The sequence below is a fragment of the Streptomyces coerulescens genome (genome assembly GCF_042657965.1).
GTDB classification, from domain to species: domain Bacteria; phylum Actinomycetota; class Actinomycetes; order Streptomycetales; family Streptomycetaceae; genus Streptomyces; species Streptomyces coerulescens.
The window spans coordinates 116,782-131,644 of sequence record NZ_JBHSKM010000046.1; the positions used below are offsets into that span (position 1 = coordinate 116,782).

Below are 14,863 nucleotides of genomic sequence, written 5' to 3' on the forward strand. Positions count from 1 at the left end.
GGTGCACTTCACGGTCACCGCGGCACCCGCTCGGCCGCCCCCTTCCTTCGATCACCCAGAGGACTTCCATGTCGTCTCAAGGCGATGCCCTCCAGCGGGCACACACCGACTACGAGCAGCACATGCGGACCTGCCGCCAGTGCTATGCCGACAGCGTCCCGTGCCCGGTCGCGAAGCATCTGCTGCGGCTGTACAACAACGCCCGAAGAAGCAGTGCCCGGGCGGGCGCGGGAGACCGCTGACCGGCCTCGACGGCGGGGCGGGCGCACGGTATGCAAGGGGTGTCCGATGCTCGACTTCCCTGGTCCATGGAGGACTTCGTGCGACTCCTGCCCCGCTCACCGTCCGGCTGGACCATGGCCGTGTTCGGTGTCCTCGCCGCCGGCCTGGGCGCGGTGGGGCTGGTCGCCCCGGACGCCCTGCTCACGCTGATGGGCTTCTCGCCCGTGGCCGATTCCCGGCGTGCCGCAGGGGACCACACGACGGTCTTCCTGACGGCGTCCTCCATGGCGGCGCTCAACACGGGCGTCTACTACGTGCTGGCCGCGCTCTCCGACTGGAAGGCGTTCTTCCGCTGGACCGTGCCCTTCCGCCTGCTGACCTGTGCGGTCTTCACCCTCGCGGTGATCGGTGGCCGGGCACCGTCCGGCTTCCTCGGCGTGGGGGTCTGGGAGGGCATCGGCGCGATCGTCACGGGCGCCGCCCTCCGCCACGAGCAACGACGGGCACCCGCACGGGACATGGAGGTGGACCCGGCGGCCTGACCCACGGGCGCGGAAGCCTGGGGGCACCGGGCCCCGTCACTTCAGGACCGTCTCCCAGGTGTCGACGGCGTAGTGCACGGCCATCCCGTGCCGTTCGTACAGCGCCGGAGCGCCCGTGGCGTTGGAGGTGTCCACGCCGAGTCCCACCGTCTCCCGACCGCGCCCCGCGAAGGCGGCGAACGCGTGCCTCAGCAGCAGGCCGCCGAGACCCGCGCCCCGCGCGTCACGGCGCACGCCTATGCTCCGGATCCAGCCCATGGCCTCGCGGTCGTCGCGCGCCATGAGGAAGCCGGCGTCGCCCAGTTCCGCCGTACCCGCGATCCACACCATGGACCAGTCGAGGGTGTCCGCGTCGACGTCGTGCAGCCACTGGTCGTAGGCGCGCGGCTGGAAGTCGAAGTGCTCGGCAAAGGTCGACTGGTACAGCGCATGGACGCGCGCACGGTCGGCCTCGTCGGCGCACGGCCGCAGCGTCACGCCGGCCGGGGGCTCCGGCACGCAATCCTCGGCGGCGTCCAGAGGCCGTTGCAGCACGTGATAGCGCCGCACGACAGACCAGCCGCGGCGCGTGATCAGGTCCGTGTCCAGGGTCGGCTCGGTGTTGAGGTGCAGATGGACCACCGCCCTGGCCGCACCGTTCTCCCGCGCCTTGTCCAGGGCCCGCGCCTCCATGGCGTCCAGGATCAGCTCACCGGCCCGCTGGTGATCGGGCAGCACATAGTGGTCGACGTCGACCCGCTCGCCCCCCGACTCGTCCCACAACAGCCCGTACGCCACCAGACGGTCGCCGTCGAAGGCCAGCCATGAGTCGCGTTCCAGGGTGATGTCGGGCCGCTTCAGATCGGCCTCGACGGTATGCAGATCGGTCTCGGGTCGGCCGATCTCGATCCGGTCGACTTCGTTGAGGAGCTCGGTGACGGCGGCCGCGTCGGTGAGGTCGGCCGGACGAAGGACGTAGGGCATGGCCCCAGGGTCCGGGGGAGGACGAGGCGGCCGCAACGCAATTTCGCCGCCCGCCCGCCTTCCCCTGCCCAGCGCCGAGCGCAAGGGACCCTGACACTTCTCAGGTGCCGCCCCGGCGGCACCGGCTCCTACCGTCCTGATGACGGGGAACGCGAAGCCGGACGACGGCAGACAGCACCGTCACGACGACACCACCCACCCATGAAGGGGGCTCGCATGCGCCGCCGTACGCTCCAGACCCTGCTGGCCACATCGGGCGCCGCCGCGATGCTGGCGCTCACCCCGGTCACCGCCGGCGCCGAACCGTTCTCGGGCGGCAACTACGGGGCCTATGGATTCGAGGGCCAGTACCCGACCGTCGGCGGCTGCACCGGCACCTTCCGGCAGGTCGGGCCGACCAAGACCGCCGCCGGCATGTCCCTGAAGTACTTCTACTCCGCCAGGTGCGGTTCCTACGCCCGTATCGACAACTCCCGCACCAACTGCGCCGCCGTCATCGAGCGCTCGAACAACGGGGCGGGCCGCGCTGACGGCTGGGTCTCGGAGACCGTCGACTCGGGGATCGACTACGCCTATACGAAGATCGGGAACAACCTCAGCGGCCGTGTCTCACGTGCCCTGCTGACGTGCGACGGGCATCTCCTGACGCACACGAACTGGTACTGACACCGGACGGCGCCACGGCGCCGACATGGCCCGGTCGGGAGCGGGGGCAACCGACCGGGCCATGTACTCGTCCTACGGATCATGCTCACCATCGGCATCGTCGGCCCCCTGGGCGCAGCGCTGCGCCAGCTCCTCGAGTTCGCGTGGCTCCAGACCCGGTCCTGCGCCTTCGCCATCGCCCTGATGTCCGGCGTGGCGGCGTCCACCCTGCTGCCCGGCCTCCCCGTGGCCCGCTACGACCTGCTCGTCGTCTACGGCGTGCTGCTGACGCTGCTGTTCTGGCTGCGCGGCTGGGAGAACGGCCGGGACGTCGGCGTCATCGCCGTCTGCCATGTGATCGGCCTGGCGTTCGAGCTGGTCAAGGTGTCCCTGGGCTCATGGAGTTATCCGGAGCCGGCCGTCCTGAAGTTCGCGGGCGTCCCGCTGTACGGCGGATTCCTGTACGCCGCCGTCGGCAGCTACATCTGCCGGGCCTGGCAGCTGTTCGACCTGGAGCTGGTCCGCTACCGTCCCCGCTCGACCGCCCTGGTCGCCGCGGGCATCTACATCAACTTCTTCAGCCACCACTGGCTGCCCGACGCGCGCTGGCTGCTGGCGGCACTGCTGCTGGCCGTCACCGCCGGCACCTCCGTGCGGTACACCGTGCGCGGTGTTCGCCTCCGGATGCCGCTCGCGCTGTCGTTCGTCCTGATCGGCTTCTTCCTGTGGGTCGCCGAGAACCTCGCCACCTACGTGGGCGCCTGGCGCTACCCCTACCAGATGGACGGCTGGCAGCCCGTGGGTGTGGAGAAGTTCGGTGCCTGGTCCCTGCTGATCAGCGTCACCTTCGTACTTGCGGCGGTCGCCCGATCGCGTCGCGAGCGCGGGAAGGCCGTGGCCCCGGAGGCCGGGACGAAGTGATGGCAGGGCCCGGCCCCGCCATCACTCGCAACACGCCTTGCGCTACTCGCCCTTCGGGCCCGCCTGCTGGACGACCTCGAAGGACCACAGCGTGGACCCGCTGGCCGCCGGCTTCGGGCGCTCGCCCTCCGCGCCACCGCCCTGGTGGGCCGACTTCATCGGACCCTCCATCCAGGCCTGGAAGGACTCCTCGTCCCGCCAGCGCGTGTACACCAGATAGGTGTCGGTGCCCTCGACCGGCCGCAGCAGCTCGAACCACTCGAACCCGTCCGAGTTCTCCACGGCGTGCGCACGGGAGGCGAAGCGCTTCTCCAGCGTCTCGCGCTGCTCGGCGGGGACGGTCAGTACGTTGATCTTTACCACACTGGGCACGTGACACCTCTGGAACTACGGGGGCCGGGCTGGGCCCCTGGTCTCGACACTGTGCGTGCAGTCTCCTACATCAGCCGGGCCGAGCGTCGCGAGGACGATCGCTCTGCACACTCGCCGCAGCAAACAAGACATTCATCTGGCGGGTTCAACCGATGTGGCAGGACGGCGAGTCGAGGGCGGTCGGCGACCCGCTACGATCACGGCATGGTTACGGCTCGGTCGCCTTGGTGCATCGGCGCGCCCCGCGCTGACGCGGGTCCCTTGCTGCGTCTGCTGGCCTTGGCCGTTCTCCTGTTCGGCGTCCTGATCACGCATGGCGGGCACATGGAGAGCGCCGAGGGACACCTGTCGACCAGCACATTGGCCCCCTCGACGCTGTCCGCTGAGGGCCTCCTGCATACGTCCGGCGGATCCGCACCGCTCCTCGCCTCCGGAACCGACGATCACCGGGGCGGCCATGCGCCGTCACTTCCCGGCGAGCAGTGCCTGTCGGGGCAGCCTCAGCAGGGTTCTGGTCTGGTGGCTCCCTGCGTCGGGGCGTGGGCTCGCGCGTCAACCGGTGCTGGTGACCAACCCCTGCGTTTGCCCGCCGGAAGTCGGCCCGTCGCGGGGGCGTCACCGGCAGGTCTGAGAGCGGTGTCCGTGGTGCAGCAGGTCTAGTAGTACGCGGTTCTTCGACCGGCCTGCCGGGTGTCACCGGTTCGGCCGCTATCGCGCGACGAGTGCCGTGGCCCAGGCTCATGACGGGCCGTCACGTTTCGTCGATGCCGTCCTGCCCCCACCCATGCCTGCGTCTCGCTCCGTCCCGGAACACGGCGGCGAGCCGGCAGCGCGGAGGACTTGTGCCGACTTCTTCCCCTACGCCCGCACCGGCGACCGGCGCCCCGTGCGGCTCGTCCCGGTGGCGCCGGTTCGGCTCGGCGACCCGTGCCGCCCTGGTGGTGGCGCTCATGCTGTGCGCCGTCGTCCACGGAATGACCGAGCAGACGCACGCCGCGGTGTCCCCGGCTGCCGTTCCGTCGGCCATGACCACAGGTGGGGACTCCCACGACCACCCCCATGGCCCGCACGAGACAGAGGACTGTGCGGCGGACGCGATCGTCCGCAGCGCATCCTCGACGGCCGAGGACCTTCCGCTCGGGGCGACGGCCTTGGTCGTGCTCACCACGGTGTCCGTGGTGGTCGGAGGACCCCTCGTACGGCGTGAACCCCGCAGACGTCGTAGCGCACGCACCGGCCGAGTGGCGCTCGCGCGTACGTCTCGCTGGCGTATCTAGACCACTCGCCCGCAGCCGAAGACCTCGTCGGCTGCCGCGCATCCATGGCCTGCACGCGGGCCCTGCGGTCCGCCGTGTCGCCATGGGCGCGAGATGAACCCACACCACACAGTGCATTCATCGAGCGAGAGCGAAAACACAGACATGCAGTCATTGACCAAGGCCGCGGTCACCTCGGGCCGGGCCGCCTTGTCCGGGCTGGTGGGCAATACCCCGCTGTTGCGGGTGTCGCAGCCGCTCGCCCCGACCGGACGTGGATTCTGGGCGAAGCTCGAGGGGTTCAACCCCGGCGGTATCAAGGACCGTCCGGGTCTGCACATGGTGGAGCGGGCCCGCGCTCGTGGCGACCTGCGGCCCGGCGGACGCATCATCGAGTCCACCAGCGGGACCCTGGGCCTGGGACTGGCGCTGGCCGGGATGGTGTACGGCCATCCGGTCACGCTGGTCACCGATCCGGGCATGGAGCTGTCCATGACCCGGCTGCTGACCGCGTACGGCGCCCAGGTCAACGTCGTCTCCGAGCCGCATCCGACCGGCGGCTGGCAGCAGGCCCGCCGTGAGCGCGTGCAGAAGCTGCTGACGCAGCACCCCGACTCCTGGTGCCCCGACCAGTACAACAACCCGGACAACGTCGCCGCCTACACGCCCCTGGCCCTTGAACTCGCCTCCGAGATGCGCCACATCGACGTGCTGGTGTGCAGTGTCGGCACCGGAGGACACTCGGCCGGCGTCTCCCGAGTCCTGCGCCAGCTCTACCCGGAGCTGACCGTCGTGGGCGTGGACACGATCGGCTCCACGATCTTCGGCCAGCCCGCCCGGCCTCGCCTGATGCGCGGCCTCGGCTCCAGCATCTACCCCCGCAACGTCGCCTACGAGAACTTTTCCGAGGTGCACTGGGTCGCCCCGGCCGAGGCGGTGGGGACCTGCCGTCAACTGGCCGCCTCGCACTACGCCACCGGCGGCTGGAGCGTCGGAGCGGTCGCGCTGGTGGCCGGCTGGCTGGCCCGGACGATGCCGGCCGACGCACGGATCGTCGCGATCTTCCCCGATGGTCCGCAGCGATACCTGGGGACGGTCTACGACGACGACTACTGCACCGCACACGGTCTCCTCGCCTCTCCGCCGCCGCCCGAACCCGAACTGATCGGCCGGCTGGACGAGAAGGAGGTCACCTGCTGGACCCGGTGCACCACCGTGCTCGACCCCCTCACCCTGCGAGGCGCGGAACAGGAGGTCGCCGCGGACGGGTCGGCCTCCGGCGCCGACTTCCCGGAGGAGGACCGGTGACGGGCCTGCTCACCCAGGTCCGATCGTACGAGCGCAGTGTCCAGCTGTTGATGGTGAACCAGTTCACCATCAACCTCGGCTTCTACATGCTGATGCCGTACCTGGCCGCCCACCTCTCCGGCACCCTCGGCCTGGCCGGCTGGGTCGTCGGACTCGTCCTCGGCATAAGGAACTTCAGCCAGCAGGGCATGTTCCTGGTCGGCGGCACGCTCGCCGACCGGCTCGGCTACAAGCCGATGATCGTCGCCGGATGCGTGCTGCGCACCCTCGGCTTCGCGACACTCGGGCTGGTGGACTCGCTGCCCGCACTGCTCGCGGCCTCCGCGGCCACCGGGCTGGCCGGGGCGTTGTTCAACCCGGCCGTACGGGCCTACCTCGCCGCCGACGCAGGGGAACGCAGGGTCGAGGCCTTCGCCCTGTTCAACGTGTTCTACCAGGCCGGCATCCTGCTCGGACCGCTGGTGGGGATGGTGCTGACCGGGGTGGACTTCCGCATCACCTGTCTGGTGGCGGCGGGGATCTTCGCCCTGCTGAGCGTCGTACAGATCCGTGCCCTGCCCGCCCGGCGGGCCGAGGACACCGAGCGCCGAACGACCGACGGCGTGCTCGCCCAGTGGCGCGGAATCCTCGCCAACCGGCCGTTCCTGCTCTTCTCCCTCGCCATGATCGGTTCGTACGTCCTGTCGTTCCAGGTCTATCTGGCGCTACCGCTCGAGGTGCGCCGGCTCGGCGGCGACGGGGAGTTCGGCACGGCGGCCGTCGCGGTGCTGTTCGCCGTCTCCGGACTCAGCACGATCCTCGGTCAGACGCGGGTGACGGCATGGTGCAAGGCGCGGTACGCATCCGGACAGGCACTCGTGCGCGGGCTGACCGCGATGGGCTTGGCCTTCGTACCGCTGCTGTTGGCCACGGCCGTACCGGTACCGCAGTCCCGGATCGCGCTGTGGCTGCTCGCGGCGGTTCCGCCGACTCTCGCCGCGTTGCTGCTCGCGCTGGGCACGATGATCGCCTATCCGTTCGAGATGGACACCATCGTCCGTCTCTCCGGTGACCGGCTCGTCGCCACGCACTACGGGCTCTACAACACCATCTGCGGCATCGGAATCACCGTCGGGAACCTGGGCACGGGCGCCGCGCTCGACGCCGCCAGGGCCGCCGGGATTCCCGCGCTGCCGTGGATCGCGCTGTGCGCGCTCGGTCTGGCCTGCGCGACGGCCCTGTACGGCCTGCACCGCACCGGCCGGCTGACGGCACCGGTCGCCGCGCCGCTGCGCGTCACCGCTTGACCCACCAGCCCTCCGAGCCAGGGGCGGGGCATCGTGCCCCGCCCCTGTGGGGCTCTGCTACCTGCCTCGCGGGCCGTAGTGGGTCAAGAACATGTCCACACCGCTGGTGACGAGACGGTCTGTCAGGTCTTCGTCGATGTGCGCCCCGTGGGAGGTGAAGACCATGTGGGGGAAGACCAGCAGGCCGTAGAACTGAATGATCGCCACCTGGAGGTCGGGGATCTCCAGTCGACCCTGCTCGGCGAGGCCGGTCAGGGCGCCGGCGACCGCGGGATGGTGGCTCGCCGTGCCGCGGTTCCGCCAGGCCTCGCCCAGTTCGGGGAAGCGGTGCACTTCGGCGGCGACGAGGTTGTGCAGCGCGGTGACCTCGTCGTTGGTGCGCACGGCATGGACCCATGTGCGCGCCGCGTCGACGAGGGCGGAACGCAGGTCCTCGGCCTCGACCAGGCCTTCCAGAGCGGCCGACGACTCCCCGGCGAGCGGCTCGTCGAGCGCGTCCGTGATGACCGCCGTGAACAGGGCTTCCTTGCTGCCGAAGTGGTTGTAGACGGTCACCTTCGAAACGCCCGCCTCGGCGGCGATGGTGTCCATCCCCACGCCGAAGCCATCCCGCAGGAAGAGTGTGCGAGCGGCCCGCACGATGGCCTGCCGCTTGAGCTCCGCACGGGGTCCGCTCGGCGGCTGTTTCACGCTGTCCACGCTCATGACCCCGACCTTAGCACTCATCTGAACTGTACAGTTGAGTTCATGTGAACTGAACAGTATGGTTCAGTTACGTCCCGGTTGGACCCTCGGACCACTCGGACCCGCACGAACCCCACGAACCGCACACCGGAAGGACCCGTCATGGCCCACTCCACCGCCGGTGCACCGCACACGGCCGAACACGACCATCCACCGCCCGCCGACCCGCGCCGCCGGCTCGCCCTCGCGCTGATCTGCGTCGCGCAGTTCATGCTCGTCCTGGACGTCACGGTCGTGAACGTCGCGCTGCCCGACATGGCGGCCGACCTCGACCTCGGCCGCGCCACGCTGACCTGGGTCGTCACCGCCTACACCCTCTGCTTCGGCGGGCTGATGCTGCTCGGCGGCCGGCTCGCCGACGCCCTCGGCGCGCGCCGCACCCTGCTCGCCGGACTCGCGCTCTTCACCACGGCCTCACTGATCACAGGTCTGGCCCCGAGCGCGCCCGTGCTGCTCGGCGGCCGGATCGGTCAGGGCGTCGGCGCGGCCCTGCTGTCCCCGGCCGCGCTGTCCGTCGTCACCACGAGTTTCCACGGCACCGAACGCAACAAGGCGCTCGGTGTCTGGTCGGCCATCGGCGGCGCCGGCGCGGCCGCGGGTGTGGTCCTCGGCGGCGCACTCACCGTCGGCCCGGGCTGGCCATGGGTGTTCTATGTCAACGTGCCCGTCGGCCTCCTTCTGCTGGCCGCCCTGCCGGCCCTCGTCCCGGCCCGGCCTCCGATGCCCGCGCGGCTCGACATACCGGGCGCGCTGCTGGTCACCACGGGCACCGCCGCCCTGATCCACGGCCTGGTCGAGGCAGGTGACGCCGGGTGGACGGACGCCTCGACCCTGCTGCCGCTGGCCGGTTCCCTGGTCGCCTACGCGGCCTTCGCGGTGGTGGAACGGGCCTCCCGGGCGCCGCTGATGGACCTGCGGATGTTCACCCGGCGGCCGGTGCTTGCCGGAGCCTTCCTGATGCTGGTCGCCACCGCTCTGCTGATCTCGTTCTTCTTCCTCGGATCCGCCTATCTCCAGCACATCCGCGGGTTCAGCCCGCTGCGGACAGGCTTGCTGTTCCTGCCCGTCGCCGTGGCCACCGGCGTCGGTGCCCACGTCGGTTCCCGGCTCGTCGGCCGGATCGGCAGCCGTCCGACGGCGGTCGCGGGCATGGCCGTCGCCGCCGCCGGAACCGTTCCGCTGACCCGGCTGTCGGAGAACGGCAGCGTGTACGCCGGGCTGCTGCCGGGCTTCGCCCTCGCCTCGCTCGGCATCGGCACGGTCTTCGTCACGGCCAGTACGACCGCCCTGGCCATGGTGGAGCACCGCGAGGCGGGGCTCGCCTCCGGAGTGGTCAACACCTTCCACGAGGTGGGCGGTTCCATCGGTGTCGCCGTCGTCTCCACCGTCGCGGCCGCCGGCTTCGAACGAGGATCGGCGGGCGGCTTCAGCGACGCGTTCACGGTGTGTGCAGCGACCGCCGCAGTCGGCGCCATCGTTTCCATGGGCCTCGTGCCGCGTGGCAAACCACAGACGACGGCCGGACCGCACGGGCACTGACCGGGGCAGGTCGGCGTCCGACCGGCCCCAACTGGCCCTCTGTGGCCCGGGAGCCGAGGGGCACGGATGCGAGCGAGCGCGATCGTGAACGCCTGACCCGGCGGCCTGACATCCCCCGCCTGCCCCGATGTCCTGGCCGACCGCCAGGGCTTCGGGGCAGGCGGGGTCACTCGGCGGGGAGGGGCGGTACGGCGGGGGAGCGCCGGGAGTGCCCCTCCCCGCTGCGGATCACGCCGTGTGCAGGGTCAGGCCGTAGCGGCCGAGTATCTCGTTGACGGGCTGGAACCAGGTCTCCCCTCCGCCGGAGCAGTTGCCCCAGCCGCCCGAGGTGACGCCTTGTGCCTGGTCGCCGCTGATGAAGGAGCCGCCGGAGTCACCGGGTTCGGCGCAGACGCTGGTCTTGGTCATCTGGTGCACCGCGCCCTGGCTGTAGTTGACGGTCTCGTTCTTGGCCAGCACGGCGCCGCAGTGCCAGTGCGTGGTGGAGCCGGACCGGCAGATGGAGGTACCGACGGGTGCCTCGGCCGAGCCGCGCACGAGCCGGTCCGGGATCGTGCCCCAGCCGAGCACGACCGGTACGGTCCACCAGCCGCTGCCGACGTTCACCCAGGCGTAGTCGTTGTCCGGGAACGAGGAGCCCTGGAAGTTGCCGATGTAGCTGCCGTCCCAGCCCCGTACGCCTGCGCCCGCCTGTCCGCAGTGCCCAGCGGTGATGAAGCCGCCGTGCACGGAGAAGCCTATGGAGCAGCGGACGTTGCCGGTGTAGTAGGGGTCGCCGCCGACCGTGCCCGCCGCGAAGGTGCGCGGGGCTGCGGGAACCGACTTGACGGTGACCGGTCCGGTCGCGCGAGCACGGGAGACGAAGCCGCGGACATCGTTGTCAGCGCGTTCGCCCTCGACGACGTTCACGACGACCGTGTTCGCCATCGGGTCGACATGCCAGCCGCTGACGCCCGCAGGCGCAAAGAGGCGGTCGATGCGTGCCTTGGTCGCGTCGAGTTCCCGGGCGCTGTGCGTGACGGTGCGTACGGTCGCTCCGGTGGCCCGGACCTCCCGTACGGTCGTGGCGGAGGCGTCCGATGTCACGGCCACCGTGAGCCGTTCGCTCTTCGCGTCGAACCACGAGCCGCCGTAGGCGGATCCGGCCGCCTTGCGTGCCTTCGGTGTGAGGTCCATGGCGGTGCGCTCCGCCGCGAGCCGCGTCTGGGCCTGCGCCTTCGACAGCCCGAGGTCGCGCTGCATGGCCTGGAGCAGTCCGGCGGAGGCGGGTGCGGCCTCGGCCGCCGTGGGGGAGTCGTCGGCCGAGGCCTGCCCGGTGCCGCCCGCGGTCATGCCGCCGAACAGCAGGAGTGCGGCCAGGCCGGCGTACTTGAGTCTTGTGCGTCTCAAGGGAGTTGCCCTTCGTCGTTCCAACAAGGTGGGGTGGAACAACCGCAAGCTGAGAGCGCTCTCAATCGGGGTCGGGCAGAGCATAGCCACGGTGGCGTGTCAGGTCCATACCACATGCACCCCGGATGCCGTGGGGCATCCGGGGTGCGCGCGGGAAGGGTGCGGCTCGTGCCTCAGCCGAGTTGGCCCGTGCGGGCCTCCCGCCACAGGTCGACGCCGCCGTCGGTGGCGTACTTGTCGATCTCGGCGAGTTCCTCGTCGCTGAAGTCGGCGTTCTCCAGCGCGGCCACGTTCTGCTCCAACTGCTCGGTGCGCGAGGCGCCGATCACCAGCGAGGTCACCCGCCGGTCGCGCAGCGCCCAGGCCAGCGCCATCTGGGCGAGGCTCTGTCCGCGCCGGGCGGCGATGTCGTTGAGCGCGCGCAGCCGGCCCAGCATGTCGTCCGTCAGCCAGGTCTCGTCGAACGACTTGCCCTGGGTGGCGCGCGAGTCGGCGGGGACGCCGTCGAGGTAGCGCCCGGTCAGCAGACCCTGGGCCAGCGCCGTGAAGCCGATCACCCCGAAGCCCTCCTGCTCGGCGGTGTCCAGCAGGCCCTCGGTCTCGATCCAGCGGTTGAGCATGCTGTACGACGGCTGGTGGATGAGCAGCGGCGTGCCCAGCTCCCGCAGGATGGCCGCCGCCTGCCGGGAGCGCTCCGCGTCGTACGAGGAGATGCCGACGTACAGGGCCTTGCCCTGGCGGACGGCGGTGTCGAGCGCGCCCATCGTCTCCTCCAACGGCGTGCTCGCGTCGAGCCGGTGGGAGTAGAAGATGTCGACGTAGTCCAGCCCCGTCCGGCGCAGCGACTGGTCCAGGGAGGCGAGCACGTACTTGCGGGAGCCGCCGCCCTGGCCGTAGGGGCCGGGCCACATGTCCCAGCCGGCCTTGGTGGAGATCACCAGCTCGTCCCGGTGAGGGGCGAGGTCCTGCTTCATCAGACGGCCGAAGTTGATCTCGGCGGCGCCGTAGGGCGGGCCGTAGTTGTTGGCCAGGTCGTGGTGGGTGATGCCCAGGTCGAAGGCGCGCAGAGCGATCTCGCGCTGGCTCTCGAAGGGCTTGTCGTCACCGAAGTTGTGCCAGTACCCCAGGGACAGCACGGGCAGGTCGAGTCCTGAGCGTCCGGTGCGCCGGTACCGCATGGTGCCGTTGTAACGCTCGGGATCAGCGACGTGGTTCATCGAGTGTTCTCCGCAAGGTGCAGTCGGGGTGGTTCGGTCCGGGTGAGGGACGTGTTCACTGTGCTCCTGCCTGATTCTGACGTCCAACGCATCCTTTTCATCGGATTCAGCGACGCCGTTTCTGAATGCCGGGTGCCGCGGGCCCGTCAAGGCGTCCGGCGTCCCCGCACCCTTGTTTCTGTAAATTAGTAATTAATATTGACACGGTTCCAGCCACGCGCCACAGTCTTCGCCGTGACGCCGAAGGTCCCGCCACCGGAGCGGCCCGCGTCACACCTCCTCCTGCTTCCCAACCTCCGGGAGAGGCACGTGACTTCACTCGCCCTCGCGACCGCGATCTCCGTGGTCCTGACCGCTTCGGCCACCCCTGCCGGCGCCGCGGACACCTCCGCTGACACCGTGGACCAAGGAGCGCCCGCCTACTACGACAGCGGTCTCGCGCCGACGCCGTACATGGGCTGGAACACCTACTACGGGCTCGGCGCGCCCACCGAGAAGGAGGTCCGCGCGGTCGCCGACAAGCTCGTCAACAGTGGTCTGCGCGACAGCGGCTACGACATCGTCTGGCTGGACGGGGGCTGGCAGGCCGACAACCCCCGTGACGAGCAGGGGCGGTTGACGGCCCACCCGGACCGCTTCCCCTCCGGCATCCCCGCCCTGGTCTCCTACCTGCACAAGCGTGGACTGAAGGCCGGCATCTACACCGACGCCGGCGAGTACGACGGCGGCAGGACCTGCGGGCTCGGCAGTCGCGGGCACTACACCGAGGACGCCCGGCAGTTCGCCGACTGGAAAGTCGACGCCATCAAGGTCGACTTCCTGTGCGGCATCGGTGCGAAGCTCGATCCGGGGCCCGCGTTCAAGGAGTTCAGCGACGCCGTCGCCAAGTCCGGGCGCAGGATGCTGCTCAACCTCTGCAACCCGCTCACCGACGACTGGGGCCTGCCGCACACGCCCGAGCAGGACGCCCACAACACCTACGCCTACGCCCCGACGATCGCCGACTCCTGGCGCACCGGAACGGACATCGCCTGGGGCACGCCGAGCCCCGGCCAGTGGCCCAACGTGCTGCGCAACATGGACGCCAACGCCTGGCACCCCGAGGCGCAGGGACCCGGCCACTACAACGACCCCGACTACCTCATCCCCACGCGCCGCATGGCCGACGGCTCGCTGGAGCTGACCGAGGAGGAGTCGACCACCCAGTTCGTGATGTGGGCCGAGATGGCCTCACCGCTCGTCCTCGGCTCCGACCCGCGCACCCTGTCCGCGTCGATGATCAGGACGCTGCGCAACCCCGAGATCATCGCCGTGAACCAGGACCCGCTCGCCGTCCAGGGCGTCCGGGTGGCCACCGACTCCACCGGTGACGTCTACAGCAAGGACCTCGCGGGGCGCGGACAGCGAGCGGTCGTCCTGCTGAACCGCTCCGACCAGCCGGTCCAGCGCACCGTGAACTTCGCCGACGCGGCGCTCGGCGGGGCGGTCAAGGTGCGCGACCTCAGGGCACGCGCCGACCGCGGCACGCACACCGGGTCGTACACGGTCGAGGTTCCCGCGCACGGCACGGCTTTCCTGAAACTCACCGGCGAGGAGGCGCTGCCCGGCACGAGCCTGGGCGAGCGGGCCACGGCGAGCCCGGCCGTCGTGCGCTCCGGCGACACGCTCACCACCTTCTTCCGCGGGCCGCGCGGGACCCTCGTCCAGCACACGGTGGCCGCCGACGGTACCTCACGTACGAGGGACCTGGGCGGCGGCATCCTCGGCCAGCCCGCCGCCTACGCCTCCGCCGGCGGCCGTATCGACGTCTTCGTGCGCGGCGCCGACTCCCGCGTCCACCGGCGGGTGTTCACCGACGGCCGCTGGGGCGGCTGGCAGAGCCTCGGCGGGCGGGTGACCGACGCGCCGTCGGTCGCGTTCACCGACCCCACGCACTGGACGCTCGTCGCGCGCGGGGCGGACGGACGGGTCGTGCAGCGCGGGCCGGCGACCGACTGGTCGTCGATGGGCGCACCGGGCGACCGGCCCGTCTACGGCAGACCGTCCGCCGCCGTCGACGCGCAGGGCCGGGTCCATGTCGCCGTGCGCACCTCGGCGGACGACATCTGGACGCGCTCACGGGACGCCGCGGGGGAGTGGTCGCCGTGGACCTCGCTCGGCGGGACCGTGAGCGGCAGCCCGACCCTGGTCACCGTCGGGGACGCCGTCGTGCTGTACGCACGGGCGGGTGACTACACGCTCTGGCAGCAGCGCTACGAAGGCGGCTCCTGGCAGGGCTGGACGAAGCGTCAGGAGTTCCCCAGCGCCGCGTTCGACGGCGCGCTCGGGGCGGTCGCGGGAGCGGACGGAGCGATCGACGTCGTGTTCCGCGGGGTCGACGGGCACGTCCACCGGACCCAGTTCAAATAAATTAGTAATTAATCTTGACGTGGCGGAAGCGCCACGCGAACCTGGATCCG

Annotated in this window: 14 protein-coding genes; 9 read left to right on the plus strand and 5 right to left on the minus strand. The window is 70.6% G+C overall.

The features are described from left to right. Positions 1–68 precede the first annotated feature (68 nt). Both ACFPQ9_RS40990 and ACFPQ9_RS40995 read left to right on the plus strand, forming a co-directional pair. On the plus strand, positions 69–242 hold the full coding sequence (locus ACFPQ9_RS40990; protein ID WP_380864753.1) for a hypothetical protein: 174 nt from the start codon (positions 69–71) through the stop codon (positions 240–242). A gap of 114 nt (positions 243–356) precedes the next feature. Next, positions 357–764, plus strand: coding sequence for a hypothetical protein (locus ACFPQ9_RS40995; RefSeq protein ID WP_380864988.1), 408 nt, complete (start codon positions 357–359; stop codon positions 762–764). 36 nt (positions 765–800) lie between these two features. Here ACFPQ9_RS40995 and ACFPQ9_RS41000 read toward each other — a convergent pair whose 3' ends face one another. Then, positions 801–1,727 (minus strand): GNAT family N-acetyltransferase, encoded by a 927-nt coding sequence (locus ACFPQ9_RS41000; protein ID WP_380864755.1) that lies wholly within the window; start codon positions 1,725–1,727, stop codon positions 801–803. 216 nt (positions 1,728–1,943) lie between these two features. Between ACFPQ9_RS41000 and ACFPQ9_RS41005 the strand changes: the two genes are divergently transcribed. Further along, on the plus strand, positions 1,944–2,393 hold the full coding sequence (locus tag ACFPQ9_RS41005; RefSeq protein WP_380864756.1) for a hypothetical protein: 450 nt from the start codon (positions 1,944–1,946) through the stop codon (positions 2,391–2,393). An 81-nt stretch (positions 2,394–2,474) separates the two neighbouring features. Further along, complete coding sequence (locus tag ACFPQ9_RS41010; protein ID WP_380864758.1) at positions 2,475–3,293, plus strand: DUF817 domain-containing protein; 819 nt, start codon at positions 2,475–2,477, stop codon at positions 3,291–3,293. A gap of 42 nt (positions 3,294–3,335) precedes the next feature. Here ACFPQ9_RS41010 and ACFPQ9_RS41015 read toward each other — a convergent pair whose 3' ends face one another. Next, positions 3,336–3,665 (minus strand): antibiotic biosynthesis monooxygenase family protein, encoded by a 330-nt coding sequence (locus ACFPQ9_RS41015; RefSeq protein WP_380864759.1) that lies wholly within the window; start codon positions 3,663–3,665, stop codon positions 3,336–3,338. Positions 3,666–4,507: 842 nt separating this feature from the next. On the opposite strand from ACFPQ9_RS41015, the gene ACFPQ9_RS41020 reads away from it, so the two are divergent. From ACFPQ9_RS41020 to ACFPQ9_RS41030, 3 genes are all read left to right on the plus strand, one after another. Continuing rightward, complete coding sequence (locus tag ACFPQ9_RS41020; RefSeq protein WP_380864760.1) at positions 4,508–4,942, plus strand: hypothetical protein; 435 nt, start codon at positions 4,508–4,510, stop codon at positions 4,940–4,942. Between the two features lie 144 nt (positions 4,943–5,086). Beyond that, on the plus strand, positions 5,087–6,229 hold the full coding sequence (locus tag ACFPQ9_RS41025) for a PLP-dependent cysteine synthase family protein (protein ID WP_380864762.1): 1,143 nt from the start codon (positions 5,087–5,089) through the stop codon (positions 6,227–6,229). After that, positions 6,226–7,515, plus strand: a complete 1,290-nt coding sequence (locus ACFPQ9_RS41030; RefSeq protein WP_380864763.1) for an MFS transporter — start codon at positions 6,226–6,228, stop codon at positions 7,513–7,515. Before ACFPQ9_RS41025 ends, ACFPQ9_RS41030 begins: the two co-directional genes overlap by 4 nt. Positions 7,516–7,572: 57 nt before the next feature. Here ACFPQ9_RS41030 and ACFPQ9_RS41035 read toward each other — a convergent pair whose 3' ends face one another. Then, positions 7,573–8,220: a TetR/AcrR family transcriptional regulator gene (locus ACFPQ9_RS41035; RefSeq protein ID WP_380864765.1), complete on the minus strand. Its 648-nt coding sequence runs from the start codon at positions 8,218–8,220 to the stop codon at positions 7,573–7,575. 141 nt (positions 8,221–8,361) lie between these two features. Here ACFPQ9_RS41035 and ACFPQ9_RS41040 point away from each other — a divergent pair, with 141 nt between their 5' ends. Further along, on the plus strand, positions 8,362–9,798 hold the full coding sequence (locus ACFPQ9_RS41040; protein ID WP_380864767.1) for an MFS transporter: 1,437 nt from the start codon (positions 8,362–8,364) through the stop codon (positions 9,796–9,798). Positions 9,799–10,026: 228 nt separating this feature from the next. On the opposite strand, the gene ACFPQ9_RS41045 is transcribed toward ACFPQ9_RS41040, so the two are convergent. Together ACFPQ9_RS41045 and mgrA are read right to left on the minus strand one after the other, a co-directional pair. After that, a complete protein-coding gene (locus ACFPQ9_RS41045) occupies positions 10,027–11,187 on the minus strand; it encodes a S1 family peptidase (protein WP_380864768.1) in 1,161 nt (386 codons plus the stop codon). A 173-nt stretch (positions 11,188–11,360) separates the two neighbouring features. Next, complete coding sequence (gene mgrA, locus ACFPQ9_RS41050) at positions 11,361–12,404, minus strand: L-glyceraldehyde 3-phosphate reductase (protein ID WP_380864770.1); 1,044 nt, start codon at positions 12,402–12,404, stop codon at positions 11,361–11,363. A 309-nt stretch (positions 12,405–12,713) separates the two neighbouring features. Here mgrA and ACFPQ9_RS41055 point away from each other — a divergent pair, with 309 nt between their 5' ends. Beyond that, positions 12,714–14,813 (plus strand): DUF8189 domain-containing protein, encoded by a 2,100-nt coding sequence (locus ACFPQ9_RS41055; protein ID WP_380864771.1) that lies wholly within the window; start codon positions 12,714–12,716, stop codon positions 14,811–14,813. Positions 14,814–14,863 lie beyond the last annotated feature (50 nt).

Coding starts and splice junctions, on each gene's coding strand:
- ACFPQ9_RS41000 (WP_380864755.1), bottom strand. CDS start 1,727: ATGCCCTACGTCCTTCGTCCGGCCGACCTCACCGACGCGGCCGCCGTC.
- ACFPQ9_RS41025 (WP_380864762.1), top strand. CDS start 5,087: ATGCAGTCATTGACCAAGGCCGCGGTCACCTCGGGCCGGGCCGCCTTG.
- ACFPQ9_RS41035 (WP_380864765.1), bottom strand. CDS start 8,220: ATGAGCGTGGACAGCGTGAAACAGCCGCCGAGCGGACCCCGTGCGGAG.
- mgrA (WP_380864770.1), bottom strand. CDS start 12,404: ATGAACCACGTCGCTGATCCCGAGCGTTACAACGGCACCATGCGGTAC.
- ACFPQ9_RS41010 (WP_380864758.1), top strand. CDS start 2,475: ATGCTCACCATCGGCATCGTCGGCCCCCTGGGCGCAGCGCTGCGCCAG.
- ACFPQ9_RS40995 (WP_380864988.1), top strand. CDS start 357: ATGGCCGTGTTCGGTGTCCTCGCCGCCGGCCTGGGCGCGGTGGGGCTG.
- ACFPQ9_RS41040 (WP_380864767.1), top strand. CDS start 8,362: ATGGCCCACTCCACCGCCGGTGCACCGCACACGGCCGAACACGACCAT.
- ACFPQ9_RS40990 (WP_380864753.1), top strand. CDS start 69: ATGTCGTCTCAAGGCGATGCCCTCCAGCGGGCACACACCGACTACGAG.
- ACFPQ9_RS41005 (WP_380864756.1), top strand. CDS start 1,944: ATGCGCCGCCGTACGCTCCAGACCCTGCTGGCCACATCGGGCGCCGCC.